The organism is Mesorhizobium caraganae (assembly GCF_016836705.1).
GTDB lineage: Bacteria > Pseudomonadota > Alphaproteobacteria > Rhizobiales > Rhizobiaceae > Mesorhizobium > Mesorhizobium caraganae.
Window position 1 is genome coordinate 161,898 of the sequence record NZ_JAFCGY010000001.1, and the last position, 24,533, is coordinate 186,430.

The 24,533-nt window shown below is 62.9% G+C and carries 28 protein-coding genes; 9 read left to right on the top strand and 19 right to left on the bottom strand.

Annotation, left to right across the window (positions count from 1 at the left end; genetic code table 11):
• Positions 1 to 56: 56 nt before the first annotated feature.
• From JQK88_RS00840 to JQK88_RS00850, 3 genes are read right to left on the bottom strand one after another with little or no spacing between them, the layout of a single operon-like run.
• Positions 57 to 269, bottom strand: coding sequence for a cold-shock protein (locus JQK88_RS00840; RefSeq protein WP_112561038.1), 213 nt, complete (start codon positions 267 to 269; stop codon positions 57 to 59).
• A 26-nt stretch (positions 270 to 295) separates the two neighbouring features.
• Positions 296 to 568, bottom strand: a complete 273-nt coding sequence (locus tag JQK88_RS00845) for a hypothetical protein (RefSeq protein WP_203277210.1) — start codon at positions 566 to 568, stop codon at positions 296 to 298.
• A gap of 51 nt (positions 569 to 619) precedes the next feature.
• Complete coding sequence (locus JQK88_RS00850) at positions 620 to 832, bottom strand: cold-shock protein (RefSeq protein ID WP_006202520.1); 213 nt, start codon at positions 830 to 832, stop codon at positions 620 to 622.
• A gap of 486 nt (positions 833 to 1,318) precedes the next feature.
• On the opposite strand from JQK88_RS00850, the gene JQK88_RS00855 reads away from it, so the two are divergent.
• Positions 1,319 to 1,729: a Kazal-type serine protease inhibitor domain-containing protein gene (locus JQK88_RS00855; RefSeq protein WP_192257802.1), complete on the top strand. Its 411-nt coding sequence runs from the start codon at positions 1,319 to 1,321 to the stop codon at positions 1,727 to 1,729.
• Positions 1,730 to 1,921: 192 nt separating this feature from the next.
• On the opposite strand, the gene JQK88_RS00860 is transcribed toward JQK88_RS00855, so the two are convergent.
• From JQK88_RS00860 to JQK88_RS00875, 4 genes are all read right to left on the bottom strand, one after another.
• Positions 1,922 to 2,140 carry a hypothetical protein gene (locus JQK88_RS00860; protein ID WP_203277211.1) on the bottom strand — a complete coding sequence of 73 codons (219 nt, stop codon included), beginning with the start codon at positions 2,138 to 2,140 and terminating at the stop codon, positions 1,922 to 1,924.
• A gap of 213 nt (positions 2,141 to 2,353) precedes the next feature.
• Positions 2,354 to 2,491, bottom strand: coding sequence for a hypothetical protein (locus JQK88_RS00865; protein ID WP_192257804.1), 138 nt, complete (start codon positions 2,489 to 2,491; stop codon positions 2,354 to 2,356).
• A 41-nt stretch (positions 2,492 to 2,532) separates the two neighbouring features.
• Positions 2,533 to 2,817 carry a hypothetical protein gene (locus tag JQK88_RS00870; protein WP_112561036.1) on the bottom strand — a complete coding sequence of 95 codons (285 nt, stop codon included), beginning with the start codon at positions 2,815 to 2,817 and terminating at the stop codon, positions 2,533 to 2,535.
• Positions 2,814 to 3,083, bottom strand: a complete 270-nt coding sequence (locus JQK88_RS00875; RefSeq protein WP_192257805.1) for a hypothetical protein — start codon at positions 3,081 to 3,083, stop codon at positions 2,814 to 2,816. The genes JQK88_RS00870 and JQK88_RS00875 overlap by 4 nt, the downstream gene beginning before the upstream one ends.
• Between JQK88_RS00875 and JQK88_RS35910 the strand changes: the two genes are divergently transcribed.
• Positions 3,083 to 3,592 carry a hypothetical protein gene (locus JQK88_RS35910; protein ID WP_246501793.1) on the top strand — a complete coding sequence of 170 codons (510 nt, stop codon included), beginning with the start codon at positions 3,083 to 3,085 and terminating at the stop codon, positions 3,590 to 3,592. The two genes, JQK88_RS00875 and JQK88_RS35910, sit on opposite strands and share 1 nt — an antisense overlap.
• A 248-nt stretch (positions 3,593 to 3,840) precedes the next feature.
• The gene (locus JQK88_RS00885; RefSeq protein WP_203277212.1) at positions 3,841 to 5,475 is read left to right on the top strand and encodes a tetratricopeptide repeat-containing sulfotransferase family protein; all 1,635 of its coding nucleotides are present in this window, start codon (positions 3,841 to 3,843) and stop codon (positions 5,473 to 5,475) included.
• An 8-nt stretch (positions 5,476 to 5,483) separates the two neighbouring features.
• Here the strand turns inward: JQK88_RS00885 and JQK88_RS00890 are convergent, their stop codons facing one another.
• Complete coding sequence (locus tag JQK88_RS00890) at positions 5,484 to 5,837, bottom strand: DUF1428 domain-containing protein (protein ID WP_112561032.1); 354 nt, start codon at positions 5,835 to 5,837, stop codon at positions 5,484 to 5,486.
• 190 nt (positions 5,838 to 6,027) lie between these two features.
• Positions 6,028 to 6,456, bottom strand: coding sequence for a VOC family protein (locus JQK88_RS00895; RefSeq protein WP_203277213.1), 429 nt, complete (start codon positions 6,454 to 6,456; stop codon positions 6,028 to 6,030).
• Between the two features lie 201 nt (positions 6,457 to 6,657).
• Between JQK88_RS00895 and JQK88_RS00900 the strand changes: the two genes are divergently transcribed.
• Complete coding sequence (locus JQK88_RS00900) at positions 6,658 to 7,272, top strand: glutathione S-transferase family protein (protein ID WP_203277214.1); 615 nt, start codon at positions 6,658 to 6,660, stop codon at positions 7,270 to 7,272.
• Positions 7,273 to 7,321: 49 nt separating this feature from the next.
• On the opposite strand, the gene JQK88_RS00905 is transcribed toward JQK88_RS00900, so the two are convergent.
• The 5 genes from JQK88_RS00905 to JQK88_RS00925 all read right to left on the bottom strand — a co-directional run bounded on the left by JQK88_RS00905 (position 7,322) and on the right by JQK88_RS00925 (position 14,656).
• Positions 7,322 to 7,495 carry a hypothetical protein gene (locus tag JQK88_RS00905; RefSeq protein WP_185970417.1) on the bottom strand — a complete coding sequence of 58 codons (174 nt, stop codon included), beginning with the start codon at positions 7,493 to 7,495 and terminating at the stop codon, positions 7,322 to 7,324.
• A 92-nt stretch (positions 7,496 to 7,587) separates the two neighbouring features.
• Complete coding sequence (locus JQK88_RS00910; protein ID WP_203277215.1) at positions 7,588 to 7,974, bottom strand: nuclear transport factor 2 family protein; 387 nt, start codon at positions 7,972 to 7,974, stop codon at positions 7,588 to 7,590.
• Positions 7,975 to 8,110: 136 nt separating this feature from the next.
• Positions 8,111 to 9,637 carry an ABC-F family ATP-binding cassette domain-containing protein gene (locus tag JQK88_RS00915; RefSeq protein ID WP_203277216.1) on the bottom strand — a complete coding sequence of 509 codons (1,527 nt, stop codon included), beginning with the start codon at positions 9,635 to 9,637 and terminating at the stop codon, positions 8,111 to 8,113.
• A gap of 466 nt (positions 9,638 to 10,103) precedes the next feature.
• On the bottom strand, positions 10,104 to 13,277 hold the full coding sequence (gene uvrB, locus JQK88_RS00920; RefSeq protein ID WP_281434848.1) for an excinuclease ABC subunit UvrB: 3,174 nt from the start codon (positions 13,275 to 13,277) through the stop codon (positions 10,104 to 10,106).
• A gap of 122 nt (positions 13,278 to 13,399) precedes the next feature.
• Positions 13,400 to 14,656, bottom strand: a complete 1,257-nt coding sequence (locus tag JQK88_RS00925; RefSeq protein ID WP_203277217.1) for a hypothetical protein — start codon at positions 14,654 to 14,656, stop codon at positions 13,400 to 13,402.
• A gap of 155 nt (positions 14,657 to 14,811) precedes the next feature.
• Here JQK88_RS00925 and JQK88_RS00930 point away from each other — a divergent pair, with 155 nt between their 5' ends.
• Together JQK88_RS00930 and JQK88_RS00935 are read left to right on the top strand one after the other, a co-directional pair.
• The gene (locus JQK88_RS00930; RefSeq protein WP_203277218.1) at positions 14,812 to 15,858 is read left to right on the top strand and encodes a CapA family protein; all 1,047 of its coding nucleotides are present in this window, start codon (positions 14,812 to 14,814) and stop codon (positions 15,856 to 15,858) included.
• Positions 15,859 to 15,911: 53 nt separating this feature from the next.
• Positions 15,912 to 16,889 carry a DUF3137 domain-containing protein gene (locus JQK88_RS00935; RefSeq protein WP_203277219.1) on the top strand — a complete coding sequence of 326 codons (978 nt, stop codon included), beginning with the start codon at positions 15,912 to 15,914 and terminating at the stop codon, positions 16,887 to 16,889.
• Positions 16,890 to 16,895: 6 nt separating this feature from the next.
• On the opposite strand, the gene JQK88_RS00940 is transcribed toward JQK88_RS00935, so the two are convergent.
• Together JQK88_RS00940 and JQK88_RS00945 are read right to left on the bottom strand one after the other, a co-directional pair.
• A complete protein-coding gene (locus JQK88_RS00940; protein ID WP_203277220.1) occupies positions 16,896 to 17,384 on the bottom strand; it encodes a YegJ family protein in 489 nt (162 codons plus the stop codon).
• Positions 17,385 to 17,486: 102 nt separating this feature from the next.
• Entirely contained in the window at positions 17,487 to 18,008 is a 522-nt protein-coding gene (locus JQK88_RS00945) for a hypothetical protein (RefSeq protein ID WP_192257819.1), read from the bottom strand.
• A 204-nt stretch (positions 18,009 to 18,212) separates the two neighbouring features.
• Between JQK88_RS00945 and JQK88_RS00950 the strand changes: the two genes are divergently transcribed.
• The 3 genes from JQK88_RS00950 to JQK88_RS00960 all read left to right on the top strand — a co-directional run bounded on the left by JQK88_RS00950 (position 18,213) and on the right by JQK88_RS00960 (position 20,688).
• On the top strand, positions 18,213 to 18,890 hold the full coding sequence (locus tag JQK88_RS00950) for a hypothetical protein (protein ID WP_192257821.1): 678 nt from the start codon (positions 18,213 to 18,215) through the stop codon (positions 18,888 to 18,890).
• Between the two features lie 77 nt (positions 18,891 to 18,967).
• Positions 18,968 to 19,213 (top strand): hypothetical protein, encoded by a 246-nt coding sequence (locus JQK88_RS00955; RefSeq protein WP_192257823.1) that lies wholly within the window; start codon positions 18,968 to 18,970, stop codon positions 19,211 to 19,213.
• A gap of 536 nt (positions 19,214 to 19,749) precedes the next feature.
• Positions 19,750 to 20,688, top strand: a complete 939-nt coding sequence (locus tag JQK88_RS00960; protein ID WP_192257825.1) for a diacylglycerol/lipid kinase family protein — start codon at positions 19,750 to 19,752, stop codon at positions 20,686 to 20,688.
• A 72-nt stretch (positions 20,689 to 20,760) separates the two neighbouring features.
• On the opposite strand, the gene JQK88_RS00965 is transcribed toward JQK88_RS00960, so the two are convergent.
• The 3 genes from JQK88_RS00965 to JQK88_RS00975 are packed head-to-tail and all read right to left on the bottom strand — an operon-like array spanning position 20,761 to position 24,502.
• Positions 20,761 to 21,678 (bottom strand): NAD(P)-dependent oxidoreductase, encoded by a 918-nt coding sequence (locus JQK88_RS00965; protein WP_192257827.1) that lies wholly within the window; start codon positions 21,676 to 21,678, stop codon positions 20,761 to 20,763.
• A complete protein-coding gene (locus JQK88_RS00970) occupies positions 21,675 to 22,889 on the bottom strand; it encodes a mandelate racemase/muconate lactonizing enzyme family protein (RefSeq protein ID WP_203277221.1) in 1,215 nt (404 codons plus the stop codon). Before JQK88_RS00970 ends, JQK88_RS00965 begins: the two co-directional genes overlap by 4 nt.
• On the bottom strand, positions 22,886 to 24,502 hold the full coding sequence (locus tag JQK88_RS00975) for a GMC family oxidoreductase (protein ID WP_203277222.1): 1,617 nt from the start codon (positions 24,500 to 24,502) through the stop codon (positions 22,886 to 22,888). The genes JQK88_RS00970 and JQK88_RS00975 overlap by 4 nt, the downstream gene beginning before the upstream one ends.
• Between the last annotated feature and the right edge of the window lie 31 nt (positions 24,503 to 24,533).

Below are 24,533 nucleotides of genomic sequence, written 5' to 3' on the forward strand. Positions count from 1 at the left end.
CGCGTGCGGAAGGCGCTCCGCCTCATCAATCTCCGTCCAGACTGTCTTGAGCCGGCTCAGCCGACCGACAGATTGACGGCCTTCGGACCCTTGCCGCGCTTGTCCGGCTCGGTGTCGAATGTCACTTTCTGCCCATCTTCCAGACCGGGAAGACCCGACGCCTGCACGGCGGAAATGTGGACGAAGACATCCTTCTGGCCGTCGTCCGGCGTGATGAAGCCGAAGCCTTTGGCATGATTGAAGAATTTGACGGTGCCGGTCTGCGGCATGGGAAGCTCCCTTTGATCCCATAAAGTCAGTTTCGGGCCGGCAAATGCCCGAAGGGAAATTTGTCCTTTATTTTAGCGCTATCGGCAAGAGAAAGTTTTGGCGAGGCCGGCAACGGTCGAGGGGGTGAAATAGATCGTTGCAGGCAAGGCAATTCGCGCCAGACGATCGCGCCGGCGATTAGCCATTCGATGAACGGGCCGAGCGTCCTTTGCCCATCACCGGCGGACATGAAAAAGGCGCGACGGGAAACGTCGCGCCTTCGAAACTCTGGGACGGCTGACAATGCCGGTTCAAGCACGCTTTCAGTGCTTCCTTCGCGCGCCCTGACGGGCGCGCGGGCACCGCCGGTTCAGGCCGCGCGGAGATTGACCGCCTTCGGGCCCTTGCCCATGCGGTCGGGTTCAACGTCGAAGGTGACCTTCTGGCCGTCGACGAGCGTACGCAGGCCCGAAGCCTCGATCGCGGAAATGTGGACGAACACATCCTTGGCGCCGCCGTCGGGCGTGATGAAGCCGAAGCCTTTGGTCGCGTTGAAGAATTTAACGGTGCCGGTCTGGGCCATTGGGGAAACTCCTTCACCCGTGTCAGTCTTGTGGTTTGCCCGCCGCCTGGCATCGTGGGCAAGTCCCGGTGGTTGCTTCGGCAGTCCTGCATTTGCGCATGGTAAAACCCCCCGCCGAAAACGGGGCCGTCAGAGATTCACAGTATCGGGGAAAGGTCGTCCAAAACGTTCCGCTCTCCGGGTCGCAAATGCCCGAACACAAAATTTATCGCACGGAAACGTGATAGTTGCAAGATAGCGCCGCGGGCCGCGACCATCGACGCATCCCAACGCAGGCGCTTCGATAAACCCGGCCCCGTTGGCGGTCATCAGCCAGAGCCCGGCCACGCATGGTCCAGTTGCGATAGTCCAAGGTTAAAACAATGCGGGAAGGGGTATCGCATGGCTGCGCCGCGCCGCAAACAGGGGTTGCATTTGGCAAGGGATTGGCGAGGATCGACAGGCGCGTTTTGCGCCGGGACGGGGGTTCTCGAGGGAGGCATATTCATGAGATTTCTTGCGACGATCTTCTCGCGCCAGGGTCTTACCATTCTCTTCCTGTCGGGTCTTCTTGCGGCCTGCACCGTCGTCGTCGACGACGGGCCGGGACCCCGTCCGCGGCCGCCACGGCCGGAACCGGAATTCTGCACCAGGGAATATGAGCCGGTCTGCGCGCGGCGCGGCGGTGACCGCCAGACCTTTGCCAATGCCTGCCTCGCAGAGCGCTCGGGCTACCGCATCGTGCGAGACGGCCCTTGCCGTGAAGGCGGTGGCGGCGGCGGCGGTGAGGAACCGACATTCTGCACGCGCGAATATGCGCCCGTCTGCGCCCGCCGTCATGGCGAACTGCGCACCTTCCCCAATGCCTGCGAGGCCCGTGCCGCCGACTATCGCGTCGTCGACAACGGGCCGTGCTGAGAAGGCGCCTTTACCTTCTCCCCTTGTTGTGGGAGAAGGTGGATCGGCGCGTTAGCGCCGAGACGGTTGAGGGGTGTTGGACGGAATGAGGCGTTGGTGTCTTCTGGAACACCCCTCATCCGACCGAGCTTCGCTCGGCCACCTTCTCCCAGAGGGGGAAGGCAAGGTCGCGGATCAAATCGGAATGGCTGCCTACACCGGATACGCCCCGTCGGCGGGGCCGGCGTAGAGCTCTGCGCCGTTCTCGTCGCAGATACGCAAGCGATCGGGGATCTGCGGCATGGCCAGCGTATGGAACAGCGCGGTTGCGCCCTGCAGGGCGGCGCGCAGGTTGGGCGCTTCCAGCGACACTCTGTCGAGCGTGGCTTCGTCGGCGGCGCGCGAACGGTAGAACTCGATAAAGAAGTTCAAGCAAGTCTCCGTGGCAGAGCGTTGCGCGAGCTTGTTGCCGTCACCTTGCACCTAGAGCGTTTCACCGTTTCCCGGAAACAGCGAACCGCTCTATCTCTGTTTTTTCGCAATTCCCTAGGGAAAGCGCTACGCGCTTTTCCCGGGAAAACCGCTCACACTTTTCCTGGAATTGCTCTAAGGCGACGGAGGGGCGCACGAAGCGCCCCTTGCCGGTCAGTTTTTGGACTTCGGCTTCAGGCCGCTCTCGGCCTGCTTGACCGACGAGCCGAAGGGGGCAGCCGGCTTGGCCACGACTTTATCCTTCTTCGGCTTGCGCGTTTCGCGGTTGCTTCGCTGTTGACCCTTGGACATGGACTGCTCCTGGTGCGTGTTGGCCTGGCTTTGCCGGCGTTTCAGGCGGCCGGGTTGTTGGAAACAACCGGGTTGTTGGCAGCAACCGGATCGTCGGCCACTTCGAGATTGTCTTCCGTGGTGACCCGCTCATAGGTCTCCTGCTCGCTGCGGATGCGGTATTGCGGCGAGCCGTCCTTGACCGGCAACCTGCTCTTGATCTCAAACAATTCCACGGGCTTCTGGAGCATCCCGATGCGGCTCTTCATGCGCACCGTCTGGCCGACGGCGAAGCGGTGCGAGGGCGTGTCGGTGCGCGGACGCGCATTCTGCTGGAAGCGGATCATGCTGCGTTCTCCTGGTCGCGCCTCAGCGCTGTTTCGAGTTCGAGGTAGTCTATGGCGACAAGCTGGCTGGTGGTCGGGTTCTTCACCGCCCTTGCCGGCAAATGGATGAAGGTGGCGATGCGACGCCAGGCAAGCCGCGACATGCCCTCGATCAGCTCTTCATCGTGATCGATGTCATAGTCGCCGGCCGGCAGTTGCCCTTCCAGTCCGCCGAGCACGAAGGGTGCCGCGAAATGGGCGATGGAATGGGTGGTGCGCTCCGACATTGGCTTGGCTCTGGTTCCGCCTGGACGCGCTGCACGCCACTGTGCCGGCAATTCAGATATCGGCGATTTGGAATGAGTTTGGCGGGTCGAGAACTTCTGACGCCGCGATATGCCAAGCTTGGCCCAAAAACGACCTTACAACTCATAGCCCTAAACAGCGGTATGTTCAAGATAATTTCATCTCGATTCACCATCCTAAAAATTTAATTCCTATAATCTTGGATAAAACTGCTATGACGTATTTATATCAACAAATCGATTATCGACGGCGCGCCGGAATAATTGTCCTGTCGCCTGATTTTATTTTTGCTGAAAAGGCGAAATCTATGAGAATCATGAAAACACCAGACGGCCCAGCGATTGCCATCGCGCCAATCGTCGCGTTCCCGAAAGCCCTCTCTGTGCGCCTGACGATAAGGAGCGACGAAGCGGCACGGCGCAAGGTCGCCGACACCGACGGAACGCTGCGGCGGAAGCGCCAGCTTGCCGAAAGCAACCGGCTAATTTGACCGGGCGAGCTTGGTCATGACCTGCAGCGCTGCGCGCTCGCTGGACACCCCCGCCGCACTTTGATTTACGCACGGTTGTTGCCCTGATCGAAGACGATACCCGGCTTCGATCTGCCCTTGAATCTGTCTCTTCCATGCCTTAGGTCCGGCTAGCGGACAAACACGGCAGGTTTCCCATCAACAGAGATCAGAGAAGAGCGGCAGGCGCAGGTTCGGGCGGACAGCCACCGCTGGGCCTCGACCAATATGTGCAGCAGGCGCTGCAGCTGCACCAGGCCGGGCGCCGGCAGGAGGCCGAGACGCTCTACCGGCAGGTTCTGGCGCGAAAGGCCAATCACGCGGCGGCGGCGCATTTCCTGGGCCTGCTGCTGCACCAGACCGGGCGCAGCGCCGAAGGGCTGGAGCTGATCGAGCAGTCGGTGCGTCTGCAGCCGAAGAATCCCGATTTCCTCAACAATCTCGGCACGGTGATGCGCGATCTCGGTCGCGTTGCAGCGGCGGCCGATTTCTTTCGCGGTGCGGTCGATCTCAAGCCCGACCAGCTCGCGGCACGCGATAATCTGGGGTCCGCGTTGAAACAGCTCGGCCAGTTCGAGGCTGCGGAGGACATTTATCGTGGCACGGTCGGGCGCAATCCCTTCCATGTCCGTGCCCGCATCGGGCTTGCCGAAACGCTGCAGGAGGCCGGGCGTCTGGACGAGGCGCTGGCGACCTTCCGCGAGGCGTTGACGATCCGGCCGAAGGATGCCGACCTGTTGCACGGGCTCGGCGTCGGGCTGATGGAAAAAGGCAAGCTCGATGAAGCTGCCGACCTGTTCCGACAGGCGCTGGCGATCACGCCCGGCATGGCCAAAGCCTGGCTTATGCTGACGCAGGTCAAGCGCCAGAAGGAGCGCGACGCCGAACTCGCGGGGATGGAGGCACAGCACGCCAAGGCGCCGGCCGACAGCCTGGCGCGCATGCAGCTCTCCTTCGGCCTCGGCAAGGCCAATGACGATTTGAAGGATTACAGCAGGGCCTTCGACTATTTCGCCGAAGGCAATGCTATTCGCCGCAAGGGCATCGACTACGATTCCGCCAGGACACGCGACGAATTCGAGGCGATGAAGACGGTGTTCGACACCGGCTTTTTCGAAAAGCACAAGCCAGCCGTGATATCGGACGACACGCCGATCTTCGTCGTCGGCATGCCGCGTTCGGGCACCACGCTGGTCGAGCAGATCATCGCCAGCCATCCTGAGGTCTACGGTGCGGGCGAGCTCAGCATTTTGAAGACCGCGGTCGGCAAGCAGTTCCCGACAAATATGCCCGGCGGCTTCCCCTGGGGACTGGTTGATGTATCCGACACGGAGTTTGCCGAGGCGGGCCAAGCCTATCTCGACATGCTGCATGCCCGCTATCCCGACTTCAGGCATGTCACCGACAAGATGCCCGGCAACTTCCTGCTCATCGGCTTCATCCATATGATACTGCCGAAGGCGAAAATCATCCATTGCGCGCGCGATGCGGCGGCGACGTGCCTTTCAATCTTCAAGGTGCACTTCCGCGGCGACAGTCACCGCTACGGCTATGATCTCGGCGAACTCGCCGACTTCCACAATCTCTACACCGACATCATGGCGCATTGGCGCAGCGTGCTGCCCGGCGTTGTCCATGACGTGCGTTACGAGGATTTCGTCGCCGACCAGGAGGGGCAGACGCGGGCGCTGATCTCGCATCTCGGCCTGCCCTGGGACGACAAGGTGCTGTCGTTCCACGAGACCGATCGTCCGGTGCGCACGGCCTCGGCCGCGCAGGTGCGCCAGCCGATGTATCAGGGCTCGGTCGATCTGTGGAAGCGCTATGGAGACAGGCTGAAGCCTCTCCTCGACAAGCTGGCCTGAGGCAGCGGCTACAGCTCCACGAACGGTTGGAAGCCGCCGTAGATCATGCGCTTCATATCGAAGGGCATAGGTCCCCAATCGGGCGTGAAACGCGGATCGGCCATCACCTTGGGCATCACCGTGTCGCGGCTTTCCCTGGATTCATAAACCACCCAGGCGAAGACGACGATCTCATCGTCCTTGGCCTGAACTGCACGCGGAAACGAAGTGACCTCGCCATTGGGCACGTCGTCGCCGATACATTCGACATAGGCGAGCGCGCCGTGCTCCATCCATATCGGGCCCGCGAGGTTGGCCAGTCTCTTGTAGTCATCGAGATTTGCCTTGGGCACGGCGAGCACGAAACCATCGACGTAGGACATGGGGTTCTCCCTGGTTGGTGGCGTTCTTCCTTCTCCCCTTGTGGGAGAAGGTGGATCGGCGCGCAGCGCCGAGACGGTTGAGGGGTGTTCCAGCTTGGCGCCAAGTTACCCTCACCCGGATTGCCAGCCGAATTGCGAAGAGCAATTCGGGGCAATCCGACCTCTCCCACAGGGGGAGAGGTAAGAAGCGTCAGCCTTTCTTCGCCGGTGCGTTCATCGCCCACTCGACACCGAAGGGGTCGCGCATGTTGCCCCACTGGTCGCCCCAGAACATCAGCTGGAGCGGCACAGCGACTTCGCAGCCGGCATCGACAGCGCGCTTCCACCAGGCGTCGATGTCGTCGGCGCCGAGATGGAGCTGCATAGTGTAGCCCTGCGGCTTGACGGCGGGCATGCCGTTTTCGGGGTAGAAATCGGAGATCATCAGCGTCGAGCCGTTGATGTGGAGATGGATGTGCATGGTGCGGCCCTGGTCGTCGGGCGGATAGAAGAACACCTGCTCGGCGGCGAAGGCCTTCTTGTAGAATTCGGCTGCCTTGAAGGCGCCGTCCAGTTGCAGATAGGGGGTCAATCCACCGAGAACTTTCGCGGCCGGCTGAACGGGGGTCTGGTCGGTCATATCTTGCTCCTCTTTGCGTTTGGTCTGGGCGCTTGATCTGGTCTTGCGAATCCTAGGACGAACGAGGCGGCGGCAATCCTACATGGCCGCTGCGATTTTTTGGCGTGAAAGGAACTTGCGCCGGCGGCGCCCAATCAGAGCGCAATCCTCGCGGCCTGCGGGCTAGAAAAGGGACCGCTTCTTCAACCCGTTGAGACGACAATGATCCTCTACTACCAGACCCATTCGCCCTTCGCGCGCAAGGCGCTCGTCTTCGCCCATGAGGTCGGCCTTGCCGATCGGCTCGAGATCATTCACCACGAGACCAGCCCGACCTTGCGCAACGCCCGTGTCTACGCCGAAAATCCGCTCGGCAAGGTGCCGGTGCTGCTGCGGCCGGATGCGTCGCCGCTCTTCGATTCCGATATCATCTGCGCCTATCTCGACACGCTGCATGACGGCCGCAAATTGCTGCCGCAGGATGGCGAGGCGCGTTGGCAGGCGTTGCGGCTGCAGGCGGTCGCCCAAGGCTTGGCGCAGACGGGGATAGGCTTGCGCTGGGAGACGGAAAGGAGGCCCGAACAATTGCGCTATGCCACGCTCGCCCAGGGATACCGGGACAAGATCGAGGCGAGCTACGACTGGATCGACAGCACGCTGGATGATGAGGCGCCGCTCCATGTTGGCCACATAGCGCTTGCCACCACGTTGTCCTGGATGGCGTTCCGCCAGCTGCCGTCGTTTCGCGCGCGGGTGGGGCTGACGCGCTGGTTCGAGGCGTTCGAAAAGCGCGCATCGATGCAGGCGACGCCGCTGTCAGGCGACACACATGACTGAGCAATGGTCGCCCCGCGGCGGCCTGCATCGATACTTCCCAACCGCATGGTCAGGGCGCCCTGCAGATCCGCGGGCCGTTTTGCGCGTCGATGACGATTTCAGGCCAGCCGATATCCTTGCGCAGTTCGATCGGCAGGGCGAGCAGCTCGCGCTCGCTGCGATGGCGGGCGCGGTTCTGTGCGTAACGGGTGGCGACGCGGCCTATGGATGACAGAATGGACATGATGCTTTCTCCTCAGATGAAGCCGGCATCATCGTGTCGGCATCCCAAGGACGCAGCAGGTTCAGGCGATCCGACAGAGCGCCGAAATTATTTTAGAGAACCGACGCGGCGAGGGCAGTGTCGTAATATTCCACCATCTCGACCACCTTGCCGTCGCGTACCGTCCAGAAATCAGCGGTACGCATGACAAGCTCCTGGCCGTTGGTTCTGCGCGTCAGATGGATTTCGACCTGCGCAGCAATTCTGTCGCCGCTATGGATGAAGTAGACAGGACGAAAGCTCCGGTATTCGAAGTCATTGTCCAGTGACATCAGGCGGGCAAGGAACTCCTCCTTGCCGGTGCCTGCCCTGACATACGGGGCCCCCGGTTCGGCGACCCAGCGGAAGACGACATCGTCGGCGCAGTGATCCAGCGCACCTTTAATGTCGCGTTTTGCATAGGCATCATAAAGGCTCTTGACGACGTCCACCCCACCCATGACCGTTTCCTCCCTCGGTTTGCGGAAGCTTCAGAATGCGCCTTTTCCGGCCGATGGGGAAGTATGGTTATGTCGCCAATACTTTTGACGGGCCGGCAGTACTTCCAGATGCCGGCCCGGCCTATGTAGTCGCCACTCAATTGTGTGTCTCGGCGACCGAACGGAAGAAGTCCTCGGGATCTTCAACTTCGGTCAGTCGCCGTTTGTCGATCAGCCAGAAGCGGTTGCCGATGGCGCGGATGAAGGAGCGGTCGTGCGAGGCGAGCATGCAGCTTGCCTGGTGCTTCAACAACTCATCCTCCAGCGCCTCCTGGCCATCGATATCGAGATGGTTGGTCGGCTCGTCCAGCAGGTAGAAGTTGGGGTCGGCGAGCCTGAGCGCCAGCATCATCAGCCGCGCCTTCTGGCCTCCTGACAGCATGCCGATCTTTTTCTCCTGCATCTCGATGACCACGCCGGCGCCGGCAAGCAGCGAGCGGGCGCGCTGCTCGCCGACATCGTAGCGGCGCGAGACCATGGCCAGCGGCGTGTCGTCGCCGCTGATGCCGGCCAGCGCCTGGTCGCTGTAGCCGAGCACCGTCGACGGCGTCACCTTCACGTGGGGCACGTTGTCCGGCTCGGCGATGGCGTTGCGGATCAGATTGACGAAACGCGATTTGCCGACGCCGTTGCGGCCGAGCAGCACGATGCGGTCGCCCTGGCAGATGTGGCGCTTACCGGTCTTGAACAGCAGCGTACCGTCGGGTGTTTCCACCGCCGAGTCCTCGATCGTGATCAGCACCTTGGCATGCGTGCCGCGGTTCGCCAGCCGGATCGCGCCGGCCGATTTCTCGCGATGCGCCTGCACGGCCGCGTCTTCCAGCTTCTCCGCCCGTTCTCTCAACTGCTTGGTCTTCACCGTCAAAAGGTCACTGCCGGAATTGATGCCGATGTTGTTGAGCTTGGCCGCCTGTTTGCGCAGCTGCTGCGCCACCTTCATGTCGCGCTCGAACCGGCGCGCCATCGAGGCGTCGAGCTCGTCGAGGGCCTGCCGCGCGCGCGAATAGGGCAGTGCAAACACCGGCGTTTCCTCAGGACGCAGGAACAGCGTGCGGTTGGTGACGGCGTCGAGGAAGGCGCGGTCATGGCTGGCGATCACCACCGGCACCTCGCGCGGCAGCGCGTTCAGCCAGCTCTCCAGCTGGCTGATCTTGGCGAGGTCGAGATGATTGGTCGGCTCGTCGAGCAGCAGAACGTCGGGATCGGTGACCCAGACACGGGCGATCAGCGCCAGCCTCTGCCAGCCGCCGCTCAACGCCTGCATTGGCCGCTCGCGCATCGGCTCCGGCACGTCGAGCGAATCCAGCACCACGTCGACCCGCCACAGCTCGCTGTCGGCCTGCTCGGCCGGCAACGCATCAGCCACCACATGATGGAAAGTGCGGGTGAGAAGGGCAGGGGGAACCGACTGTTCGACATGGCCGACGCGCAGGCCGCGCGTGCGGCTGATGTCGCCGGAACTCGGCTCCATCTCGCCGGTCAGGCATTTGAGCAAGGTCGACTTGCCGCGGCCGTTGGCGGCAACAATGCCAAGCCGGTCGCCGGTGCCGATGGTGAGGTCGAGATTGGAAAACAGCGGCGCACTCATGGTGACGCCGAGGGATTTGAGGCTGATCAGGGCCATTTGATTTCTCTGGTCTAGCCGGAGACAACTCCGGGTGCACTTTGACGGTGCGCATGCCGGCCATCAGGCTCAGTGTTGCGCACCACGAAGGGCAGACCAAAAAATCGAAGCGGGAAAAAAACCCGTGATGTCCCTGGTCAGCCCTGCAAGCGAACTCGCAGGGCAGAAATCGGGCCACGCTGACGATGGTGATCGATAAACACGCAGCCCTCCTTTCAAGACAGACGTTGAGTGTGCGGGAGCGATTACACCAAAGGCGGGGGTGGAGGCAAGTGGGTGGGGGAGTGCCGGGGCGGTGAAGCGCTTACCTTCTCCCCTTGTGGGAGAAGGTGGCCGAGCGAAGCTCGGTCGGATGAGTGGTGTTCCAGGGAACGCCGACGTCTCACTCCGCTGGAACACCCCTCAACCGTCTCGGCGCTATCGCGCCGATCCACCTTCTCCCACCGGGGGAGAAGGAAGAGAGACGCTACTTCCCCGGCCTGCCGGTCTTGCCGGGCCGGCGCTTTTCGCGACGGGCGTCGCCTGGGTCTTCGTAGGAACCAATACCGGGGCGCTGGCGGACGATGGGCTTGGCTGAATCGCTGCGATCCTTCGCGTCCCCCTCTGTCCTGCCGGACATCTCCCCCACAAGCGGGGAGATTGGCTGTGGCTTGGCCGGCACTCTTCCCTCGACCGGCTTCTCCGTGCGGCGCACAGTCATCTCGTCCAGCGAGTTTTTCTTGAACAGCGGCTTGGTGGCGTCGCCCGGAATGCCGAAGTCAGAACCGTGTGCTTCCTGCGCCGACTGTTTCTTGAACAGCGAACGAGATACCGCGCCTGACGGCGTCGGCATGTCGGTGCCAGGCCCCATATCGTCCAGCGACGGCTTGGCAAACAGCGGCTTCTTCACCGGAACGGCGCCGTCGGCGCCCATTTCGTCGAGCGCCGGCTTGCGGAAGAGGTTGGACCGGGCAGCCCTGGCCGCCTCTTCGGCGGCACGTGCCTCGTCGAACTTGCGGAAACGCTCCTGCTCCTCAGCCGTACGGTGTTTGGCCACGCCCTTGTTGTGCTTGCCCTTCTCGCGGCCGGAGACCGGGCTTTCCATGTCGGCATATTTGGCCAGCGGGTCTTCCGAGATCGACAGTTCCATCTCGCGCAGCCGCTTGATCTCGTCGCGGATGCGGGCGGCCTTTTCGAAGTCGAGATTGGCTGCGGCGTCGCGCATCTGCTTTTCCATGGCGTCGAGATGAGCCTTGAGATTGTTGCCCATCATCGCGCCGGCGCCGTCGGTGAACTGCGAGATGTCGGCGCGGACATGGTCCTTCTCGTAGACCGAATCCAGAATGTCGGAGATGCGCGACTTGACCGATTCCGGGGTGATGCCGTTGGCCGCGTTCCACTCCATCTGCTTTTCGCGGCGGCGGTTGGTCTCGGCCATCGCCCGCTCCATCGAGCCGGTGATCTGGTCGGCATAGAGGATGACTTTGCCGTCGACGTTGCGAGCGGCGCGGCCGATGGTCTGGATCAGCGACGTTTCGGAACGCAGGAAGCCTTCCTTGTCGGCATCGAGGATGGCGACGAAGCCGCATTCGGGAATGTCGAGACCTTCGCGCAACAGGTTGATGCCGACCAGCACGTCGAAGGCGCCGAGCCGCAGGTCGCGCAGGATCTCGATGCGCTCCAGCGTGTCGATGTCGGAATGCATGTAGCGCACGCGGATGCCTTGCTCATGCAAATATTCGGTCAGGTCTTCGGCCATTCGCTTGGTCAGCACCGTCACCAGCGTGCGGTAGCCGGCGGCCGTGGTGTCGCGGATCTCGCCGACGACGTCATCGACCTGGCTCTTGGCTGGGCGTACCTCGACTGGCGGATCGATCAGGCCGGTCGGACGAATGACCTGCTCGGCAAAGACGCCGCCGGCCTGTTCCATCTCCCAGCTGCCGGGTGTCGCCGAAACCGCGACCGAGAGCGGGCGCATCGCGTCCCATTCCTCGAAGCGCAGCGGCCGGTTGTCCATGCAGGACGGCAGGCGGAATCCATACTCCGCCAGCGTCGCCTTGCGGCGAAAGTCGCCGCGATACATGCCGCCGATCTGCGGCACGGTGACATGGCTTTCGTCGACGAAGACCAGCGCGTTATCAGGGATATATTCGAACAAGGTCGGTGGCGGATCGCCCGGCTGGCGCCCGGTGAGATAGCGCGAGTAGTTCTCGATGCCGGCGCAGGAACCGGTCGCTTCCAGCATTTCCAGGTCGAAGCGGGTGCGCTGCTCCAGTCGCTGCGCCTCCAGCAGGCGTCCAGCCTTTTCAAGCTCTTGCAGGCGCTGCTTGAGTTCTTCCTTGATCGACTTGATAGCTTGATTCAAGGTCGGGCGCGGCGTCACATAGTGCGAATTGGCGTAGATCTTGACGCTCTTCAGTTCGCCGGTCTTCTGGCCGGTCAGCGGATCGAATTCGGTGATCGCCTCGATCTCGTCGCCGAACATCGAGATGCGCCAGGCGCGATCCTCAAGGTGGGCCGGGAAGATCTCGATCGTGTCGCCGCGGACGCGAAACGAGCCGCGGACGAAGTTGATGTCCTGGCGCTTGTATTGCTGGGCGACCAGGTCGGCGAGCAGAGCGCGCTGGTCGAGCCGATCGCCGATCTGCATCTGGAAGGTCATTGCCGTATAGGTCTCGACCGAGCCGATACCGTAGATGCAGGACACCGAGGCGACGATGATGACGTCGTCGCGCTCAAGCAGGGAGCGCGTCGCCGAATGGCGCATGCGGTCGATCTGCTCGTTGATCGAGGATTCCTTCTCGATGAAGGTGTCGGTGCGCGGAACGTAGGCCTCCGGCTGGTAATAGTCGTAGTAGGAGACGAAATACTCGACCGCATTGTCCGGGAAGAATTTCTTGAATTCGGAATAGAGCTGCGCGGCCAGCGTCTTGTTGGGCGCCAGGATCAAGGCAGGGCGCTGCGTCTCCTCGATCACCTTGGCCATGGTGAAGGTTTTTCCCGAACCGGTGACGCCGAGCAGCACCTGGGTGCGGTCATTGTTTTCGACGCCTTCGACCAGATCCTTGATGGCGGTCGGCTGGTCGCCGGCCGGCTCGAAATCCGACACCATCTTGATGGCGATACCGCCTTCGGATTTTTCCGGGCGGGCAGGGCGGTGCGGCGTCCACAGCACGCCGTCCTTGTGCAGCGGATTGCCGGATTCGATCAGCGCCGACAGCGCCGCAACCGTTGCGGTGACACTGCCGGAGGCCATCGTCTCGGCATCTTCCAGGGAGATGTCGAGACCGGCGACCGGGTTGAGGCCGGCTGCCGTGCGTTCGCGGGCCGTGGCCGCGCCGCCCATCGAGGTGCCGCGCGAACTGCGGCCGGGCGCGGCGGAACGCTCCGGAATTTTCTTCGCGGCCTTTGGCGATTTACTGTCCTTGCCGGCGAGGCGGCCTTCCTTCTCTGCCTCCTGCTCGATCTGCTCGGCCCAGTCGGCAATCGAGCCGCTCAGCGGCGTGCCGGTGAAGTCGGCTTGCGGCGCCTCGGCGAAGCCGCCCTTGTGCAGTGGCTCCGAGGCATCGAGGAAATCGGTCAGCGGGCTGCGCCGCTTGGGCGGCGAAGCGCTGTTGTCACCCGCCGTCGTGAGCGTCTTTTTGTCGGGGAGTTTGGCCATGCCCCGAATATGGGCAGAGTCCGCCAAAATGGAAAGGGTGCAGTGGCGCGGGGCATTGGGCGAACCGAAGCTGCTGACACAAGGGTGTCAGGAGCTGTGGCGCGAGTGCCTGGCGATTGCCCTCAGTTGAACCACAGCGCGAAGGTCAAAAACCCGGCGCCGCCGAACTGGCGCTGGATCTGGTCGAATTCGTCGCTGGTCAGAATCTTGCCGCTCTCGAGATAAGGCGCGATGGCCGGGCCGGTGATCGACAGTACCAGGTCGAACGGTTTGGGTTCTTCGAAGAAGCGCTTCATGTTGATGCCCTTGTCGGCGATGCGGAAATGCGGCAGCAGCTTGCGGCCTTCCAAAAGGTCCTCGGCCATGGTCAAGGTGGCGAGCCAGGCCTGCACCTGCTCCTCGCCGACCTCGAGCCCGGTCAGCAGGTTGGCGCCCTTCTGCTGCGGGCCAGGCAGCCATTCGCGGTCATTGTCGGTCTCAGTGCGGATCGCCTTCCAGTCCTCGCGCGACAGCCGGATCATTTCCAGAAGGTGGCGGCGCGCCGCCTGCCGGCGTTCCGGCTCGACCACCGGCCAGTTGACGAGATGCACCAGCGATATGAAGTCGGCAATGCGCCATTCGGAGGCCAGCATGCCGCCGCTGGTGCCGCCGTCCAGCGGCACGAGAATGTCCTGCAGTGGTAGTTTGGCGTGCGGGAACAGCATGTGGAACGAGCCGTCGAACATGTTCCTGAAATCATGCGCCAGCCAGAAATCGGCTTGAGCCATGAGGAATTCGGCATAGCCCTGCAGCCAGTAACCGTCGGCGCGGTCGAAGCGAAAGGCGAGCGATGGCGCGGTATCGTCCGGGGCGATGCCACCGCGCGCCAGCGAGGCCATGATGGCGGCCATGCTTTCGTCGGGCGCAATGGTGCCGTCCTCGTTGAGATCGATGCCGACATGGGTGAGGTCGATGACCATGCCGATATCGGCGTCGGTCGGCACCGAGCCCAGCGTGGCGGCGGATTTCTCCAGCCGGTCGCGGAAGGCGACCAGGATGGCGCGGAATTGGTCATAGGTCAGCGGTTCGGGATTGGGATTGTCGGGAACCGGCAGCCGCATCAGCGGCAGCATGAAGGATTGCGGGCTGTCGAAGCCGTGGCGGTGCAGGCCGCCGGCGAGGATTTCCAGCGCGGTGAAGAATTCGCCGGCGCCGGCGGCGTAGGCCGACGCCGGATCGCCTGGTGCCGCAGCCTCGAGCGTGGCAAGCGCGGCGTTGCGGTCGGCCACGGCTTTGGCCTCGAACAGGGCGGAGGCCGCTTCGGGCGACGCGGCGGATGCCGAAGACAAGGGCAGCATAAGAAGGAAGGCGGACGCCAACAACCTTGCTACACGTGTCATCTCATTCCTCCACTATGCCATTGCGCGGACCATACACGTATTCAGTGCGCCGCGTCTGCCCATCACGAGCGGCAGTGTTTCGAGGCTGACGGTCGACACTTCCCGGGCAGACCGTCTACACAAGCCAACCGATTGGGCAAACGATTGGGCGTCGCGTGTCGAACTATCCGCTTTCCTACAAACTGTCATGGCTGCCGCGATTCCTGAAGCCGTCGCTCGGCGGCGATGTCAGGGACTTTGCGCCGATTGCGGCGACAACCATCATCGATCCGCCGCCGGCGCGGAAGGTGCGGCTGGCTTTCGTTGGCGACATTTCGGCGGTGGCCAACCGCAGTGCGCCGGAGTGCGATCCCGGTATCGCAAAGCTGCTGGCATCGGCCGATCTGGTGATCGGCAATTGCGAGAGTCCGGTCGTTGAGCGGCCGAGCGTGGCACTCGGCACGCGACTCGGCACGCACCATGCGATGAGCGAACGGTTTCTCGCCGACGCACTTACCGCCCTCGGCATCGCGCGCGAAAGACTGGTGCTGTCCCTGGCCAACAACCATGTGCTCGACCAGGGTATCGCCGGTTTCGACGAGACCGTTGCGGCGCTGGAACGGCTCGGCATCCGCACCATCGGCACCGCGAAAAAAGGACCTGTAGAGCAGGTCAAGGCCGGGCCGCTGACGATCGGCTTTGCGGCATTCACGCTGTGGCGCAATGCCGAGGCCGCGCCGTTCACCGAGCGGGTGTCGATGCAGAGCGACCCGGCGGCATGGGCAAAAGACGCGACGGACAAGAGGATCGATCTGCGCTGCGCCGTGCCGCACTGGGACTGGGAGTTCCGGCATTTTCCGCATCCGCAAACGCAGGCCCTGGCCCGGCTGCTTGCCGGACATGGTGTTGGGCTGATTGCCGGGCACCACGCCCATGTCGTGCAGCCGGTGCAGTGGGTCGGCAAGACGCTTGTCGCCTATGGGCTCGGCGACTTCCTCGGTACCGCCTTGGCGCGCCAGCCATGGCCCGGCCGCATCGGCGGCATTTTCGTCGTCGATGTCAGCGCCGATCTTGGCAAGCGCGGCGCCATCGCCGGCTACAGGATGTATCCCTTCATGCGGCTCCGCGCCGGCGGGCATGAGCGGTTGGTCCCGGTCGAGGCGCTCACCGACCTGATAAAGGGCAAGGTCGAGGCGCGGCTGAAGGCGATTTTCGGCGACTGACGACTCTCCGCAAAAGACGGTATGATAGGTGAAATGCGGCTTGCGAGGGTGCGATGGAAACAGCGGATTTCATGCCTGATGAAACGGTCATCGCCGGCATCAGGAAGAACATCGAAGCCTATGAGGCCGGACGCGCCTCGGCCTATCGCCAGGCGCGCTGGCGGGTGCCGGTGTTTCTCGGGCTGCTGCTGGTCTTCGTCGCGCTGGTGGCCTGGCTGTTCAACAAGGTCGCCGACTTGAACGAGCAGTGGTTCTCGACACCGCATGTGTTCCTCTATGTCGTTGGTTTCTTCGCGGCGCTGCTGCTCTATTTCCTGGCGATGAGACCGGCGACGCGGCTGCAGCAATCGTTCCGCGACACGCTGCTGCCGATCATTTTCGGCTTCATCAGGGATGTGCGCTATCAGCACAGCGTGACGCCGAATTCCTTCGACCGGCTGCCGCGGGCCGTGGTCGGCGCCTTCAACCGGCAGAGCTTCGACGACATCGTGTCAGGCCGCTACGAGGAGTTTCCGTTCGAGCTTTACGAGGCGGAGTTGCGCCAAGGCTCGGGCAAAGGCTCGTCGACGGTCTTCAAGGGCGTCATCGTCGCCTTCGAGACGATCGCGCCATTCCCCGGCACATTGGTGGCGACGCGGCGCAGCAATGCGGTCGTCGGCTTCTTCCGTGGCATCTTCGCCGGCAAGATGCAGGAGCTGTCGAGCGGTGATCCGCTGCTCGATGGTGACTATGAATTCCGCACCGACAATGTCGCCGCCGCCCAGCCGCTGGTCACCGGCAGGCTGGCGCAGGCGCTGAAATGGCTGCATGAGACACGGCGCGACGATCCGGCGCGGGTGGCACTCAGCGGCAGCGACGGTTTCCTGCTTTTGCCGCAGCCGAAGAACTTTTTCGAGCTGCCCGCCATTTCCGTGCCGCTCAACTACACCAGCCATATAGCGCCGATGATCGCCGATATGGGGTCGATCCTGGCGACGGCGGCGCTGGTGCGCAAGATCGGCGCGACGGATGGGGAGGTTCAGCCCAGCTGACTCGCGTTAGCAGTTGAAGCCGTAATTCTCGCGATAATAGTCGGCTTCTTCCTTCGATATCGTCTTGAACAGCACACAGACGGTGAAGCTGCCGACCTGACGGCCGTTCCTGGTGTATCCCCAGTCGGAAATATCGTCCCGGGTGAATTCGAGTTCCTGGCCGGCAGTCACATTGTGCACGGCCTGCGGCTCATTCGCCAATGTTCCGGCAAAGCCGGTCGCGGTCTTGTGGAAGGGGATGATCCAGAAGTGTTCCGAAGTGTCGCCGTCCTTGACCGCGACCTTCAGCTTGTAGTCGGCGGTTCCGGCCGGCGGTGCGTCCGACAAGGCCAGGAATTGATCGAGGCTGGCGCGCGCCTGCGCAATGGCCGCCGCCATGTCCGGATCGTCCCTGGCGACGTTGACGACCTTGTCGTCGCCCTGACTTTGCGCCCCGGCAGGGATCGGAGCCAACGCCAGCATCAGGGACAGCATGGTCCGAACAGCGCGCTTCATGAAAGGGCACTCCTTCGTTCTGATCCCTGACGCCATCATGCATCTATCTGGAGTTTTCAACGGCAGTGCGACGCTGAGGTATTGGCCCGAACGGCGCGCCGCTCACAACCCGCCCGGCACCAGCCCTGCCAGCCAGTTCGCGGATCGCTTGGCTATGCCGACCGTTGCCGATGCGGCACGGCCGAGATCGGTCTTGACCACGGCATAGCCGTTCCTGGTGCGGTAGAGCACGCCGGTTCCGCCATCGACCATTTGCTCGTAGGCGACGGGCCGGGCCGCTGCTGCTTCCATGGCCGTCGTCGGCGAGCCGACGGGCACGCTCGGCCGATGGCTCAGTTCCGGCGGCAATGGGCTTTCGGATTGAACACTCCGGCTGGCCGGCTTCAGTTCCGGGCCGGATGCGGTCGCCGCCAGTTGCGAAGAGGATGCCGACCCCTTGGTGCGGCAGATGCCGGAGACCAGCGGATAGTTGAAATTCTTCTGGTGCAGCATCTGGCTTTTCATCGCCGCTTCGCAGTCGGCGATGGTTGCCCACTTCGCCGGCGTCTCGCCGATATATTCGCAAAGCTTGGCGTCGCAGTCGCAACCGACGATGGTCATGGCGACAAGGGCGGTCTTGATCACGGTCTTGTCCTCGGATTGCCCCCCGGCAGCCCGCCTTTCCATCGCGCGCGAACAAGGCGGTATTTTGGCCACGATCGCGCAATGAGCCAGGCGATGCGGTTTCGGGAAAGACTCACTATAGGTGGATTTCGAGATGCTCGGGAGCAGATAGGGCGGCGACCATGGTGCGTTTGCGAAAGAAGGGCAAAATAAATATTGCCTTCTATGACAGCAAAAACTGTTTCTTGGTGCGGTTTTCTATTACAATACTGGCGGGGTGATACAACAACATCGGAGGGGTTTGCCATGGGAAGAATTGTCCGGTCGGCCGTGGTGTCGAAAGGCAATCTTGAGGGCGTTGCAGACGACGAAGGCGGGCAGAACGGTCAGGGCGAAACGGACTCGAAAGACGGCGATGGTTATCTTGACCGGGTAGCGAAATATGTACCGGCCGAAATCGTGGCCTTCTTCATCTTCGTCAACTCCATCCTCGCCAATGCGGTCGAGAAGCCCGTCGCCAAGGCAATGGCGGCGGCATCGAATGATGAAGCCATTTCCGGTAAGGTGCGGGAGGCAATAGATCTCGAAAAAATGGCCGGCATCAGCATCTGGACCATTTCATGGGCCGTGTTGTTCGTCGCGCTGGCAATGACGCCAGTGTACCTGAAATCGGTGAGCGATGCCGCCGACAATGCGGAGGCTCCCGGCGCCAACATCGTCATGTCGATGCTCGCTTTCCCGTTCTGGGCTTATGCCGTCGACGCGCTGGCCTTCAGGCCATGGCATGACGGGGCGCTGGCCAGCATCATGCTGGCCACCTTCACGATCATCAGCGGCGCCATCCGGCCGGAATATATAAACGCTGGTCTCAATTTGATCCCGGGCATCGGGCCAAAGAAGTAGGCCGCGTGGAGGCCGGCCTCGTCGCGGTAGGGCAGTCGCCGCTTCAGTAGTGCAGCGCCGGCAGCACAAGGTGCAGCTTGCGCACGGCGACGATCAGCCCGGTGCGGTGGGTGGCCGGATCGACCGGTATCGACTGGCTGAACAGCGCGCGGGCGCCTTCGGGCGGCGCAAGCTCGGCCGCCGACAGGATGTTGGCCGATTTTGCCGAGGGTTGCAGCCCCAGCTGGAAAAATATGTGGGAGGCCCGAAAGACAGTCGGCGCCGGGATTTCTCCCAGCGCCTCCCTGTCAGATCAGGACACGGTCGGGCAGCAACTTCCCTAGAGATGTCGCGCCATGCCGGCCTTGATTTTGACGGCCCTGCCAGTCACCACCCGAGGGCGATGCCCGTTCCAGGCCACGCCGTTCTCCACTCTTGCGAGCTTTGCTCAGCGTGCCATCGAAGGTTTTTGCCGTCCTTCATGGCAGCATCGGTCCGCCGTTGGCGTTCGCACGCTTTCCGCGGCCCCGTAGGTCTCGGCTACCGTCCCTCGAACAGGCAAGCCTGCTCTCGCTTCGGGCCGTACGGGCCTCAGGAAATCCGCCTTTTCGCTTTGCCTTTCGACGTGGCGATCGGTAGCCGCCTGAGATGGGTTGAACTTACGCCGGGTAAGGGTTTCGGGGAATGGGGGCGAGCCTGTGGATAACGGGATTATCGGGGACGGTTTGCCACAAACCTCGGAATCTCGGCGTCGTCTGCCTTAGACAGCCTGCCCGCTTTTTGACGCCCAGCCGGTTGTCCCCCTTGCTCCGCACGCAGGCGCGGGTTTCAATGCCGGCAAAGCATCGCGCCCATCGGCTCGGTGCGGGGAGGGTGCGCTTTGAAAGTCGGGGTGGTGCTCAATCCGATTGCCGGTGGCGGCCGGCTGAAACGGCATTGGCCGGAGGTCGCCGCGTCTCTGAAAACCCATTTCGGCGACTTCGAGCTGCGCGAGACGCAAGCCGAGGGCGACGCCGAAAGGTTGGCGCTTGACCTCGCGGCCAGCGGTTTCGATCTGGTGATCGCAGCCGGCGGCGACGGTACCGCCAGCGAAGTGGCGGATGGGTTGCTGCAGGCATTCGATGAGAACGGCCGGACAACCGAACTTGGGTTGCTGCCTTGCGGCACAGGGATCGACTTCGCTCGCGGGCTTGGCATGCCGAAAGAGGTGGACGCGGTGCTGAAGCGGATCGCCGAGGCCAAGGCCCGCAAGGTCGATGCTGGGCGCATCTGCTACATCGATGATCACGGCGCGCTGGCCAGCCGGCACTTCATCAACATCGCGAGCCTCGGTCTGTCGGGCGCCACCGACCGCGCCGTCAATGCCGACAAGCGCAAGGGCAAGATGTCGGCCAGGGCGCTGTTCCTGTGGCGCACCGTGGTCGAGTTCATCCGCTACCGTTTCCAGGACGTCCGGATCACCGTCGACGACGGCATGCCGGTCGAAGCGCGCATGGCGCTGGTGGCGGTGGCCAACGGCAAATTCTTCGGCGGCGGCATGATGATTGCGCCCGACGCTGAGCTGGCCGATGGTCAGTTCGACATCGTCATCCTGCGGGCGGCGGGCAAGCTGAAGCTGATCTGGGACATCCGGCTGCTCTATGGCGGACGGCATCGCAATCATCCGGCCATCACCATATTGCGCGGCCGGAAAGTGGTGGTCGAACCGCTCGGCGATGTCGAGAAAAATGGCGCCCTGGTCGACATAGACGGCGAGTCGCCGGGGCGTATTCCCGCGACGTTCGAGATTTTGCCCGGAGCGCTGACGCTGAGATATTGAATCAAGTGCCTTAGGTGCTGATTCTGAAGGCCCGACCAAGCCACTGAAGACATTGGCTAAATGCTTTGCCGGCTAGGTCTCAAGTTTGGCCGGGAAGCCGGGCGCGCGCAGGTCGGCTCCGACCGCATCCTCTAGCAGTTTGACGATCTGGGTCGACCAGGCGCTGCCGCCATAGGCCGCTTTGCCCTGCTCGAAAATCGCGTTGACGCGCGTGGCAAGGTCGAGCGGTACGCCCGATTGTTCGGCCATGGCGAGCGCGAAGCCGAGGTCCTTCAACGCCAGGTCCATGGTGAAGCCGATGTCGTAGGAGCCGTTGAGGATAAGCTGACTTTCGGTCTCGTGGACGAAGCTGTTGCCCGAGGAGGCCACGATGGCGTGGTAGGATTGGGCGAGGTCGAGCCCACCCTGCTTGGCCAGCATCAGCGCTTCGCCGGCGGCGACGAGATGGATGAAGGCCAGCATGTTGGTGATGACCTTGATCACCGCCGCCGAGCCGACCGGTCCCATCAGGAACGATTTTGCGCACATCGCTTCGAAGGCCGGCCGATGCCGTTCGTAGAGGGCTGCATCGCCGCCGACCAGCGCTGTGATCTTGCCGACCGCTGCGAGGTGCACGCCGCCGGTGACCGGACACTCCAGCGTCTCGACGCCCTTGGACGAGGCGAGGGCTGCGAGGCGCAGCACCTCATCGCGGCCGTTGGTCGACATCTCGATCCAGGTGCCAGCCTTGGGCAGGCCTTCGAGCAATCCGTCTGAGCCTGCGAGCACCATCTCGCTGACCTTTGGCGAAGGCAGGCAAGTGATGGCGTTGCCCGCGTGCGCCGCCGCTTCGGCAGGACTAGCTGCTGCTGTCGCGCCGAGCGCAACCAACCGCTCGACGGCCGTGGGGTCACGATCGAAGACGATGACGGCAAAACCGTTGCGCAGAAGGCTGGCGGCAAGGTTGCCGCCGAGATGGCCAAGGCCGATGAATGCGTAGCGCTCGCTCACGGCATCAGCGGTGTCTGCATCATCTGCAAATGCAAATCCTTGCCGGTGTAAGGGTGCGCATCGCAGTCCGCTTCGTTGAGCTCGACGCCAAGGCCCGGCTCTTTCGACGGGATGACATTTCCGTCCTGCCACTCGATCTTCTTTTTCAACAGCGTGGCGTGGAAACCGTCCCACTGCTTGAGCGATTCCAGGATGAGGAAGTTGGGCAGCGTCACCGCCAGCTGGATGTTGGCGGCGCCGACGATCGGCCCGCAATAGCAGTGCGGCGCGACCTGGATGTGGTAGGCCTCGGCCATGGCGGCGATCTTCTTGGTTTCGAGAATACCGCCTGAACGGCCGAGGTCCGGCTGCAGGATGGTCGCGGCGCGGTTCTCGATGACGCGGGCGAATTCGAATTTCGTCGTCAGCCTTTCGCCGGTGGCGATCGGGATCGACGTGCCGCGGGCAACCTGCGCCATCACTTCGGGCATATCGGGCGGCACCGGCTCTTCGAACCACAGCGGATCGTAAGGTTCGATGGCGCGCGCCATGCGCAGCGCGCCCGATGCCGTGAACTGGCCATGCGTGCCGAACAGAATATCGGCGCGGGTGCCGACCGCCTCGCGGATCGCCTTGATCATGCGGGTGGAGACATCGATGTCGATGAGGCGCGGCTGGTGGCCGTCGAAAGCGGTGTAAGGCCCCGCCGGGTCGAGCTTCACGGCATTGAAACCCTGCTCGACATATTCGAGCGCGCAGGCTGCCGCCAATTCGGGATCGTTGTAGACATTCCTGCCGTCCGGCGCGTCCTCGGAATGGACACTGCCGGTGTGCGGATAGAGATAGGTGTAGGAGCGCAGCGTCTCGTGCACCTGGCCGCCGAGCAATTTGTAGACCGGCTTGTTGGCTTCCTTGCCGATGATGTCCCAACAGGCCATTTCGAGTGCGGAAAAACAGCCCATGCCGGAAACATCCGGGCGCTGGGTGAAGCCGGAGGAATAGGCGCGGCGGAAAAAGTTCTCGATGTCGTGCGGGTCGCGCCCGACGAGATAGCGCTCGGCCATGTCCTCGACCATTTTCGCGGTCGTGTGGGCCGAGAAGGTAGCGTTGTAGGCCTCGCCATAGCCGACGACACCGCCATCGGTGGTCAGCTTGACGAAGATGAAATACTTGCCGCCGATGCCTGGCGGCGGATTGCCGACAACCCAGGTCTTGACGTCGGTGATCTTCATTTTTGGTCCTCCAGAACCAGTTCGGCGCCCTTCCATCCGGTCATGATGGTGGCGGCGTTGGTGTTGCCGGTGATGTTGGCGGGAAAGATCGAGGCGTCGATGACGCGCAAGCCTTCGAGCCCGTGCACCTTCAGGCGCGGATCGACGACCGCCTGCCCGGCATCAGGACCCATCCGGCAGGTCGAGACCGGGTGATAGACGGTGCCCGAGCGTTTCCTGAAATCCGTGATCAGGTCGGCATCCGACTGGATCGATGGCCCCGGCAAAACCTCTTCGGCGATGATCTCGGCCATGGCCGGCATCGAGGCGATCTTGCGCACGAACTTCACCGCCGCCAGCATCTCGTCGACATCGGCATTGGTGGAGTAGGCGTTGGCCACGATCTTGGGATAGTCCAGCGGATTGCTGGAGCGGATCATGATCTCGCCGCGGCTCGACGGGCGGCAGTTGGACAGGCCGATGGAGAACCCCGGCCATGGGTCCGGCGTCAGGATAGGCCGCTCGCCGCTCTTCGGAATGACGGTCGAGAAGGCCTGGAAATAAAGTTGCATGTTGGGGCGCGAGAACGCCGGGTCGGTGCGGAAGAAGCCGCCGCCATGGTTCATCGACAGCGACAGCGGACCCGAGCGCGTCAGGATGTATTGCATGCCGACCAGCAGTTTGCCCCACCAGGGGCGCAGGATCTGGTTCAGCGTCGGCACCTTGCCCTTGAAGGTGTAGTTGATGCCGACATGATCCTGCAGATGCGCCCCGACATTCTCGTTGGCGTGGATGACCGGAATGCCGAGGCCGCCGAGCAAAGCGGCGGGGCCGACGCCGGACAACTGCAGCAGCTGTGGCGAGTTGATCGAGCCGGCGGAGAGGATGACCTCGCGACCGGCGCGGGCGATCTTGGTCTCGCCGTTCTGCTGGTACTCGATACCGACGGCGCGCTTGCCTTCGAACAGAATTTTGCTCGCCAGTGCATTGGTTTCGACGCGCACATTCGCGCGTTTCATCGCCGGGCGCAGGAAGGCGCGCGCGGCCGACATGCGGCCGCCATTTTTGGTCGAGATCTGGTAGACGCCGACGCCTTCCTGGGCGGCGCCGTTGAAGTCGGGATTGAGCGGCAGGCCCGCCTGCTGGCCGGCAGCAAGGTAGCGTTTGGTCAGCGGATGCACGGCGTTCGTCGTGTCGGTGATGTGCAGCGGGCCGCCGGTGCCGCGCCATGCATCGGCGCCGGCCTCATTGTCCTCGAGCGCCTTGAAGCCCGGCAGCAAATCGTCATAGCCCCAGCCGGGATTGCCGGCATCGCGCCAGTCGTCAAAGTCCTCGCGCGCACCCCTGATCCAGACCATGGCATTGATCGAGCTCGAGCCGCCGAGCAGCTTGCCGCGCGGCCAATGGTCGACATTGCCGCCGAGACCGGGGTCCGGTTCGGGCTTGTAGTTCCAGTTGACCGCCGGGTCGAAGAAGGTCTTGCCGTAGCCGAGCGGCATCTGGACGTAAAAACGGCGGTCGGTGCCGCCAGCTTCCAGCACCAGCACGGAGTAGCGGCCGGAAGCCGACAGTTTGTCGGCGAGAACCGAGCCGGCCGAGCCGGAGCCGACGATGATGAAATCATAGGTCTGCATGTGAATTTGGACGGCTCCGGAAAACTGGCCG

Excerpts from the sequence above, each read along its gene's own strand:
- JQK88_RS00840 (WP_112561038.1), bottom strand. The coding sequence starts at position 269 with ATGCCGCAGACCGGCACCGTCAAATTCTTCAATCATGCCAAAGGCTTC.
- JQK88_RS00850 (WP_006202520.1), bottom strand. The coding sequence starts at position 832 with ATGGCCCAGACCGGCACCGTTAAATTCTTCAACGCGACCAAAGGCTTC.
- JQK88_RS00855 (WP_192257802.1), top strand. The coding sequence starts at position 1,319 with ATGAGATTTCTTGCGACGATCTTCTCGCGCCAGGGTCTTACCATTCTC.
- JQK88_RS00865 (WP_192257804.1), bottom strand. The coding sequence starts at position 2,491 with ATGTCCAAGGGTCAACAGCGAAGCAACCGCGAAACGCGCAAGCCGAAG.
- JQK88_RS00870 (WP_112561036.1), bottom strand. The coding sequence starts at position 2,817 with ATGATCCGCTTCCAGCAGAATGCGCGTCCGCGCACCGACACGCCCTCG.
- JQK88_RS00875 (WP_192257805.1), bottom strand. The coding sequence starts at position 3,083 with ATGTCGGAGCGCACCACCCATTCCATCGCCCATTTCGCGGCACCCTTC.
- JQK88_RS00890 (WP_112561032.1), bottom strand. The coding sequence starts at position 5,837 with ATGTCCTACGTCGATGGTTTCGTGCTCGCCGTGCCCAAGGCAAATCTC.
- JQK88_RS00895 (WP_203277213.1), bottom strand. The coding sequence starts at position 6,456 with ATGACCGACCAGACCCCCGTTCAGCCGGCCGCGAAAGTTCTCGGTGGA.
- JQK88_RS00900 (WP_203277214.1), top strand. The coding sequence starts at position 6,658 with ATGATCCTCTACTACCAGACCCATTCGCCCTTCGCGCGCAAGGCGCTC.
- JQK88_RS00905 (WP_185970417.1), bottom strand. The coding sequence starts at position 7,495 with ATGTCCATTCTGTCATCCATAGGCCGCGTCGCCACCCGTTACGCACAG.
- JQK88_RS00910 (WP_203277215.1), bottom strand. The coding sequence starts at position 7,974 with ATGGGTGGGGTGGACGTCGTCAAGAGCCTTTATGATGCCTATGCAAAA.
- JQK88_RS00915 (WP_203277216.1), bottom strand. The coding sequence starts at position 9,637 with ATGGCCCTGATCAGCCTCAAATCCCTCGGCGTCACCATGAGTGCGCCG.
- uvrB (WP_281434848.1), bottom strand. The coding sequence starts at position 13,277 with ATGGCCAAACTCCCCGACAAAAAGACGCTCACGACGGCGGGTGACAAC.
- JQK88_RS00925 (WP_203277217.1), bottom strand. The coding sequence starts at position 14,656 with ATGACACGTGTAGCAAGGTTGTTGGCGTCCGCCTTCCTTCTTATGCTG.
- JQK88_RS00935 (WP_203277219.1), top strand. The coding sequence starts at position 15,912 with ATGGAAACAGCGGATTTCATGCCTGATGAAACGGTCATCGCCGGCATC.
- JQK88_RS00940 (WP_203277220.1), bottom strand. The coding sequence starts at position 17,384 with ATGAAGCGCGCTGTTCGGACCATGCTGTCCCTGATGCTGGCGTTGGCT.
- JQK88_RS00950 (WP_192257821.1), top strand. The coding sequence starts at position 18,213 with ATGACAGCAAAAACTGTTTCTTGGTGCGGTTTTCTATTACAATACTGG.
- JQK88_RS00970 (WP_203277221.1), bottom strand. The coding sequence starts at position 22,889 with ATGAAGATCACCGACGTCAAGACCTGGGTTGTCGGCAATCCGCCGCCA.
- JQK88_RS00975 (WP_203277222.1), bottom strand. The coding sequence starts at position 24,502 with ATGCAGACCTATGATTTCATCATCGTCGGCTCCGGCTCGGCCGGCTCG.